Below are 7,778 nucleotides of genomic sequence, written 5' to 3' on the forward strand. Positions count from 1 at the left end.
TGAACGGCCCACTCGCCCGTTGCGGCCGGGCGGGGGGGCCGTTCACCTGGGGACGTCACTCGTCGATCTTGCGGGCGCCCAGTTCGGCGGTGAACAGCTGCACGGCCTCGTCCTCCCGGTCGCGGCGCGGCATCGCTTCGGCGGCGGACGCCGGGGAGGAGTCCGCGATCATCGACTCCTCGTCCTCCTCCGCCGGCGGCGGCGCCGCGGGCGGCGGGGCCGCGTCCTCCGGCGGCGGTTCGTCCTCCGGCGGCGGCTCCGGGGGCGGCGGGATGTCGCCCGAGCGACCCCGGCCGGACGGCGCACCGCGGCGGGCCGGGGCGGGACGGCGCTGGCCGTTGCCGGATTCCGGTGGGCGCTGCTCCTGGTGCTGCGCCGCGCTGGGCCTGCTGTAGGTCGGGGGCGCGGCGGGCTGCGCGGGCTGCTGGGGCGCGGGCTTCGCGGCCCCGGCGGGACGCTGCGGCGGCGGGGCGGCACCGGCTTCCACGCAGCGCACGTCGTAGTCGGTCCCCGCGCCGAGCACCTCGGCCATCGCCTCGCGCACGAAGTCGATGCGCCGCTGCTGCGCGAACTGCTTCACCAGCCCGGAGGTGGGCATGGTCAGCACCAGCGTGCCGTCGGCGTAGTCGTGCACCGTCGCGTTGAGCAGCAGCGCCTGGGTGGGCCGGTTGCGCTGGGCGACGGCGCGCAGCAGGTCGGTCCACACCCGGCGCACGTCGGCGGCGCCGAAGCCCGCGGAGTGCGCGGCGCCCGGGTCGGCGACCGCGGGTTCGGACGGTTCGGACTGCGCGGGCTGCGGAGCCGGAGCGGCGGCCGGGCGGCCCTGCTGGGGTTCGGGCTGCTGCGGCGCCTGCTGGGGTTCGGGCTGCTGCGGCGCCGCCTGCTGGGGTTCGGACTGCTGCGGTTCGGGCTGCCGGGACTCGGGCCGCGGCGCCGGTTCCGCTTCCGGCGCGGCCGGCGCTGCCGCCTGCGGAGCCGGGGCTTGCGGCGCCGGGGCCTGCGGAGCCGGGGCCTGCGGTTCGGCCGCGGTCTGCCGGTCGCTGGGCCGCTGGAACACCCGCTTGCCGGCGGACGCGTCCCCGGCGGGAGCGGCTGCGGCCGGGCCGGTGGCCGCGGCGGGAGCGGTGGAACCGTCGGCAGCCGCGGGCGGCGCCAGCGTCATCCGCCGCTCGACCTGCTCGACGCGCTGCAGCAGCGCGCCCTCCGACTCGGACGCGGCCGGGAGCATCATCCGGGCGCACAGCAGTTCCAGCAGCAGCCGCGGCGCGGTGGCCCCGCGCATGTCCTGCAGCCCGGTGTGCACGATCTCGGCGAACCGGGACAGCGTGGCGGCGCCGAGCTGTTCGCTCTGCGTCTGCATCTTGGTGAGCTCGTCACCCGCCGCGTCGATGAGCCCGCGGCCGCCCGCGTCGGGCACCGCGTGCAGCAGCACCAGGTCGCGGAGCCGGTCGAGGAGGTCGGCGGCGAAGCGGCGCGGATCGTGCCCGGCTTCGACGAGCTTGTCGACCGTGCCGTACACCGAGGCGCCGTCCCCGGCGGCGAGCGCGTCCACCATGTCGTCGATGAGCGCCACGTCGGTGACGCCGAGCAGCGCCACCGCCCGCTCGTAGGTGACGCCCTCGTCCCCGGCCCCGGCGAGCAGCTGGTCGAGCACGCTGAGCGTGTCGCGCGCCGAGCCGCCGCCCGCGCGGATCACCAGCGGGTACACGGCCGGTTCGACCCGCACGCCTTCGTCGCCGCAGATGCGTTCGAGCAGTTCGCGCATCACCCCGGGCGGCATCAGCCGGAACGGGTAGTGGTGCGTCCGGGACCGGATGGTGGTGAGCACCTTGTCCGGTTCGGTGGTGGCGAACACGAAGATGAGGTGCTCGGGCGGCTCTTCGACGATCTTCAGCAGGGCGTTGAAGCCCTGCGTGGTCACCATGTGCGCTTCGTCGATGATGAAGATGCGGTACCGCGATTGGGCGGGCGCGAAGAAGGCCCGGTCGCGGAGTTCGCGGGTGTCGTCGACGCCACCGTGGCTGGCCGCGTCGAGCTCGACGACGTCGACGCTGCCGGAGCCCTCCGGGGCGAGCGCCACGCACGAGTCGCATCCCCCGCACGGGTCCGGCGTCGGCCCCTGCGCGCAGTTCAGCGAGCGGGCGAGGATGCGCGCGCTGGACGTCTTGCCGCAGCCGCGCGGCCCGGAGAACAGGTACGCGTGGTTGATGCGCTGCGCCGACAGCGCGGTGCGCAGCGGTTCGGTGACGTGCTCTTGGCCGACGACCTCAGCGAAGGTCGCCGGACGGTACTTGCGGTAGAGGGCGAGCGCCACGGTCGGAACCCTACGCGGTGGCACCGACGCCCCGGATCGGGACGTGGGGGTGCGGGCGGCCGGGGAAAAGTAAGCGGGACCCCGTGCACCCGCCAGAGCCCGCTTACCCTTGCTGCCTTCCGGCCCTGGGGGAGTTCACAGGATGGACGCCGCACGGAGTCCCACCAAGAGTCTAGCGCGTACCTCGGCGGGCTTCGAACCCCCTCCGGGCCCCGTTCGGTGCGAGCCGCGCCACCTGGGCCGGTCGTCGCCTGATTCGGCCGTTTCGGGCATGATCTGCTGCATGTCTCTGCGGATCTCTTTTGCCGGTCGCCGGGCGCTCGTGCTCGGCAGTGCGGTCGCGGCTCTCGCGCTGACCGCGTGCACGCCCCCTGGTGAACCGTCCACCCAGCCGCCCGGTCCGGGCACGCCGCCGCCTCCGGCGGTGCAGGAGCAGCAGAGCGGTGGTGGCGGGCAGACGTTCGAGGGCACGCTGGCGCAGCCCGGCGGCCAGGGCGGCGCGTTCACCTACAACCCGCAACTGGCCCCGGCGGGCGCGCAGGTGAAGGCCACCGTCGACGGCTCCGAGCAGTCCACGGTGGTGACCTTCACCGTCACGGGCCTGCAGCCGAACCGCGGGTACGCGGCGCACGCGCACGTGAACGCGTGCGGGCCGACGGGCGACGCGGCGGGTCCGCACTTCCAGAACCAGCAGGATCCGGCGGCCGGACCGGGCAACCCGTCCTCGGACCCGGCGTACGCGAACCCGCAGAACGAGATCTGGCTGGACCTGCAGACGGACGCGCAGGGCGCGGGCAGCTCCACGGCGACGGTCCCGTTCGGGATCACCGGCGAGCGCGCCCCGAAGTCGATCGTGGTGCACGAGGAGTCGAACACGAACACCGGCGCGGGCCAGGCCGGCACCGCGGGTGGCCGTGCCGCCTGCCTGAACATCCAGTCCTGAGGCCGGAGACCGGTCGGTGCGGGGGCCTCGCACCGACCGGCCCGGACGGCCCGGCGCTGTCGGGGTAGGTCACGCCGGGCCTGCTCATCGGCCGCTCCCGCGAGGGGGCGGCTCTTCGCTTTTCAGCGGCCGTTGTCGGCGGCCGTTCCCATCGGTCCTGCTCGGCTGTTCTGCTCAGTTGTTCCGCTCGCGCCTGCTCGGTGGCCCGCTCGGCAGCCCCACTCGGCGGCCGTTCCCATCGGTCCTGCTCAGCGGTTCTGCTCAGTCACTCTGCTCAGCGGTCCTGCTCAGTCGGCTGCGCAGCGGCTCTGCGCAGCCGCTGCTGCTCGGCGCGGAGCCACCGCCGCGCCTCGACGCGCAGGTCGCGGTCGTCGACCCAGTCGCGGCCTACCCGCACGGTGTCCACCAGCGCCTCGTCACCGTGCGAGCCGCGCACGTCCCCGCGGTGCACCGTGATCACCCCGGAGCCGCGCCCCCAGCGGAACGTGTGGCCACCGCCCACCGGTTCGTAGCACCAGGTCATGGGCAGGAACGGCTTCGGCCTCACGACCGCAGGCCGAAGATCCAGCCGACTTCGCGGCAGCGCAGCGGGGTCATCGGCGCACCGGGGGCGCCGTGCGCGGGCAGCGCGAGCAGTTCGGCGACGACGCCGGCGACGCTCCCCCGCCGGTGCCAGATCGCGTGCGGCACCGGATCTTCGAGGTCGTCCACCCGGAAGCGGGCGGCCAACGCGCCCTGCTCGGCGCGGACCAGGTAGACGTCCATCGCACCCGCGCGGACCCGGAAGCCCTGCACGGCGTCGATCTCCGCGAGCGACGGCAGGTACCGGAACCGGAACCCGGCGCGCACGGTCGCCGCGATCACCCCCAGGTGCGAGCCGAACCGAGCCTCCATGACGTTCATCGGCCGCCTCCTCGTCCACGACTTCGCGACTGCTGATCACGAGGGTCGAAGACGGGAGTCAGCGTAGTCAACGTTTCTCACACGAAAGCTTTCGTACGTCACCCGTTCGACTGCCCCAGAGACGATCCCTCCTGGCCTCGTAGGGTTTCGACCGATGATCGACGCAGGCACGCCACGAGGAGGCAGTCGATGCCCGACGAGTTCAAGGCGAACGTGCGGCTGCGCCGAATCGGCCGCGAACTCCGGAAGTGGCGCACGCGAGCAGGCCACAAGAACGCTGAAGCGGCGAAGCTGCTGAAGTGGTCACCGGCCAAGATCAGCAAGATCGAGAACGCCGCGCAGCCCATCCAGGGCGTCGACGTCATCGCACTGGGTCTCGTCTACGACGTCCCGGAAGACGAGCGCAACGCCCTGTTCCAAGCCACCTTGAACGCCAAGGAAACGGGCTGGTGGCACGACTACGGCACGGACGTGCTGTTCAGCGCCGCGCAGGACTTCATCGAGCTCGAATCCGAAGCCACCACCGAACGCGCCTTCATCGCCGATCTGGTGCCGGGCATCCTCCAGACCGAGGACTACGCGAAAGCCCTGAGCACCACGTTCCTACCGAGTGTGGACGACACGATGACAGAGCGGCGAGCCGCAGTTCGCGCGAAGCGCCAAGAACGCCTGACCGGATCGGCACCACTGCGAACGGAGGTGGTCATCTGGGAACCCGCGTTGCGCCAGGGAGTTGGAGGAGCCGCCACCGCACGTGGACAGATCGATCACCTCCTTGCCCTGAGCGAGCAGGAGAACGTGACGATCCAGGTGGTCCCAGCAGGCATCGGCGCCTATCCGTCGATGGGATCGTCGTTCACGATGCTCGGCTTCGCGGAGAAGCACTTCAGCGAGGTCGTCTACCTGGACAGCCTGACAAAGGGCTTCTACGTGGAGGATTCCGATGAAGTCGTGGCTTATATCATGACCTTCGAGGCATTGCAGGCAGCCGCACTCGATCAGAAACAGTCCATCACTCTGATGGGCAGCATCGCGCGCAGCTTCAGCGACTGACCAAGGAGCCGCATGATCGACCTTGATTTCTCCAACGTCGCCTGGCGGAAGTCCAGCTACAGCAACGGCAGCGGCGGTGTCTGCGTCGAAGTCGCCACCGTCGCCGCGGGCACCGGCATCCGGGACTCCAAGCTCGGCGCCGATAGCCCGATCCTCGCGTTCGGCCACGACGCGTTCGCGGAATTCCTCACCGCGGTCAAGGACGCGCGGTTCGGGTGACCCCCGTCCGGAGCTAGGCCGCACAGCTCGAACTCCGGTACACACGAGCATGAACATCGACATGCCGACACACGACCTCGCACCGGGCACCTGGCGGAAGTCCAGCTACAGCAGTGGAAACCACAACTGCGTCGAAGTCGCCACCGTCGCCGCGGGCACCGGTGTCCGGGATCCCAAGCTCGGCGCTGCGAGCCCGATCCTCGCGTTCGGGCGCGGCGCGTTCGCGGAGTTCCTCGGCGCCGTCAGGGGCGAGAAGTTCTGCGCTTAGCCGACCGGGTGTCGCACGTTCGCACATCCGAGCACGAACCCAGGAGCGACGACGTGGAGCACGGCGACTTCGGACCTGCTCGGTGGCGGAAGTCCAGCTACAGCACCGGAAACGGCGGCATCTGCGTCGAAGTCGCCACCGTCGCCGCGGGCACCGGCATCCGGGACTCCAAGCTCGGCGCCGATAGCCCGATCCTCGCGTTCGAGCACGGCGCGTTCGACGACTTCCTCGGTGCCGTCAAGGGCGGGCGGTTCGGGCGGTAACGGGGCGGGTGGTCAACGCGCTCAACGGGACGAGCACACCGACCCGAGGAGCCGACCATGCGCATGATCTTCGTGAACCTGCCGGTCGAGGACGTCCGGAAGTCGCGGGCGTTCTTCACCGAGCTCGGGTTCGAGTTCGACGACGAGTACTCCGACGAGAGGACCGCCTGCCTCGTGCTGGAGCGGAACATCTTCGCGATGCTGCTGGAGCACGACCGGTTCCGGGACTTCATCAACGGCGACCTCGCCGACCCGGCCGACACCGAAGTCCTCAACTGCATCACCGTCGACACCCGCGAGGAGGTCGACGCCCTCGTCGCGAAGGCCATCGCGGCCGGTGGCGAGGCGTGGAAGCCGAGCTCCGAGATGGGGCCGATGTACGGCGGCAGCTTCCGCGACCCCGACGGGCACGTGTGGGAGCTGATGCATCCCGGCGGCTGATCGGTGCGCTGCGAGCGGAATCCGACCGCACCCCGGTGATCCGTGGCTAGGGTCCAACCCAGCCGACGGACGGAGGAACCATGCCGCTCGAAGTGGACCCCGAGCTGAAACCGCTGCTGGACGCGTACTTCGCGAGCCGCCCCGCCCCCGAGGCGCCCGGGGACGCGCTCGCCATCCGGCGCAGCATCGAGACCGCGCTGGCCGCCGCGCCCACCGAACTCCCGGCCGGGGTCCGCAGCACCGAACGCACCGCGATCGGCTTCGACGGCGCGGAGATCGGGCTCTGGTGGCTCACCGCGGGCGACGAGCGCCCCGGCTCGGCGGTGGTGTGGCTGCACGGCGGCGGCATGGTCTTCGGCGACGCGCGGCCGTGCCTGCCGAACGCGGCCGGGCTCGTCGCGGCCACCGGGGTGCCGGTGCTGGTCGTGGACTACCGGTGCGCGCCGGAACATCCGCACCCCGCGCCCGTCGAAGACGCCTGGACCAGCCTCGCCTGGCTGCACGAGCACGCCGCCGAGCTCGGCGTGGACCCGGCGCGCATCGCGATCATGGGTGAGAGCGCGGGCGGTGGCCTCGCCGCCGGGGCCGCGCTGCTGGCGCGGGAGCGCGGCACGCGACTCGCCCGGCAGATCCTGATCTACCCGATGCTCGACGACCGCACCACCGAACCCGATCCGGAGCTGGTGGCGCTGGCGACCTGGTCCTACGAGCGGAACGCCACCGGGTGGGGCGCGCTGCTCGGCGAGCTCGCGGGCGGCCCGGACGTGCCGGCGACCGCGGCACCCGCCCGCGCCACCGACCTGCGGGGGCTTCCCCCGGCGTACGTGGAGGTCGGGGACCTGGACATCTTCCGGGACGAGGACGTCGAATACGCGCGCAGGCTGTCGTTGGCCGGAGTCCCGGTCGAGCTGCACGTCCGGCCGGGCTGCCCGCACGCGTTCGAGAGCGCCGTCCCGGATTCCGACGTGGCGCGGCGCGTCCGCCAGGACCGCGCCCGGGTCCTCCGCGCCCTCTGATCGCCGCAGCGCACCGGCCGCGCCGCTCGGGTGAACCGCCCGTTCGCCCGATCCGCCGGTCCGGCAGGCCGTTCACCTGGGCCATTCGGGGGTGCCGGACCGGTCGGCGCGGAGGGGACCCCGGCGCGGAGTGATCATCGTCCTCCCGTACACTTCCGCGTGGAGGATTGGCCGAGCGGCCTAAGGCGCACGATTGGAAATCGTGTTGGGTTAATAGCCCTCACGGGTTCGAATCCCGTATCCTCCGCCAGCCGGAAGGGGGGGGGGGGGGGGGGGGGGGGGGGGGGGGGGGGGGGGCGGGGGGGGGGGGGCCCGGGGGGGCGGGGGGGGCGCCGCGCGCGCCGGCGCCCCGCCCCCG

The 7,778-nt window shown here is 72.5% G+C and carries 10 protein-coding genes, 1 tRNA gene and 1 other RNA gene; 8 read left to right on the forward strand and 4 right to left on the reverse strand.

Features of this window, described 5'->3' with window-relative positions:
* Positions 1 to 55 precede the first annotated feature (55 nt).
* Both LCD31_RS08490 and ffs read right to left on the reverse strand, forming a co-directional pair.
* Complete coding sequence (locus LCD31_RS08490; RefSeq protein ID WP_224957114.1) at positions 56 to 2,314, reverse strand: DNA polymerase III subunit gamma and tau; 2,259 nt, start codon at positions 2,312 to 2,314, stop codon at positions 56 to 58.
* Positions 2,315 to 2,383: 69 nt separating this feature from the next.
* An RNA gene (ffs, locus tag LCD31_RS08495) (signal recognition particle sRNA small type) lies at positions 2,384 to 2,480 on the reverse strand.
* Between the two features lie 117 nt (positions 2,481 to 2,597).
* Here ffs and LCD31_RS08500 point away from each other — a divergent pair.
* The gene (locus tag LCD31_RS08500; protein ID WP_224957115.1) at positions 2,598 to 3,257 is read left to right on the forward strand and encodes a superoxide dismutase family protein; all 660 of its coding nucleotides are present in this window, start codon (positions 2,598 to 2,600) and stop codon (positions 3,255 to 3,257) included.
* A 274-nt stretch (positions 3,258 to 3,531) separates the two neighbouring features.
* Here the strand turns inward: LCD31_RS08500 and LCD31_RS08505 are convergent, their stop codons facing one another.
* Entirely contained in the window at positions 3,532 to 3,804 is a 273-nt protein-coding gene (locus LCD31_RS08505) for a hypothetical protein (protein WP_224957116.1), read from the reverse strand.
* A complete protein-coding gene (locus tag LCD31_RS08510; protein ID WP_224957117.1) occupies positions 3,801 to 4,160 on the reverse strand; it encodes a hypothetical protein in 360 nt (119 codons plus the stop codon). The genes LCD31_RS08505 and LCD31_RS08510 overlap by 4 nt, the downstream gene beginning before the upstream one ends.
* Before the next feature lie 189 nt (positions 4,161 to 4,349).
* Here LCD31_RS08510 and LCD31_RS08515 point away from each other — a divergent pair, with 189 nt between their 5' ends.
* The 7 genes from LCD31_RS08515 (at position 4,350) to LCD31_RS08545 (ending at position 7,670) form a co-directional block, all read left to right on the forward strand.
* Entirely contained in the window at positions 4,350 to 5,213 is an 864-nt protein-coding gene (locus tag LCD31_RS08515; protein WP_224957118.1) for a helix-turn-helix transcriptional regulator, read from the forward strand.
* 12 nt (positions 5,214 to 5,225) lie between these two features.
* Positions 5,226 to 5,432 (forward strand): DUF397 domain-containing protein, encoded by a 207-nt coding sequence (locus tag LCD31_RS08520; protein ID WP_224957119.1) that lies wholly within the window; start codon positions 5,226 to 5,228, stop codon positions 5,430 to 5,432.
* A 61-nt stretch (positions 5,433 to 5,493) separates the two neighbouring features.
* Positions 5,494 to 5,700, forward strand: coding sequence for a DUF397 domain-containing protein (locus LCD31_RS08525; RefSeq protein WP_224957120.1), 207 nt, complete (start codon positions 5,494 to 5,496; stop codon positions 5,698 to 5,700).
* A gap of 53 nt (positions 5,701 to 5,753) precedes the next feature.
* Positions 5,754 to 5,963 carry a DUF397 domain-containing protein gene (locus tag LCD31_RS08530; RefSeq protein ID WP_224957121.1) on the forward strand — a complete coding sequence of 70 codons (210 nt, stop codon included), beginning with the start codon at positions 5,754 to 5,756 and terminating at the stop codon, positions 5,961 to 5,963.
* 57 nt (positions 5,964 to 6,020) lie between these two features.
* A complete protein-coding gene (locus tag LCD31_RS08535; protein ID WP_224957123.1) occupies positions 6,021 to 6,404 on the forward strand; it encodes a VOC family protein in 384 nt (127 codons plus the stop codon).
* Positions 6,405 to 6,484: 80 nt separating this feature from the next.
* Entirely contained in the window at positions 6,485 to 7,420 is a 936-nt protein-coding gene (locus LCD31_RS08540; RefSeq protein WP_224957124.1) for an alpha/beta hydrolase, read from the forward strand.
* 161 nt (positions 7,421 to 7,581) lie between these two features.
* Positions 7,582 to 7,670 (forward strand) — tRNA-Ser (locus tag LCD31_RS08545).
* Positions 7,671 to 7,778: the final 108 nt, after the last annotated feature.

Origin of the sequence: Saccharopolyspora sp. 6M (assembly GCF_020176775.1) — a bacterium.
In the GTDB taxonomy this organism is placed as follows: Bacteria; Actinomycetota; Actinomycetes; order Mycobacteriales; family Pseudonocardiaceae; genus Saccharopolyspora_C; species Saccharopolyspora_C gregorii.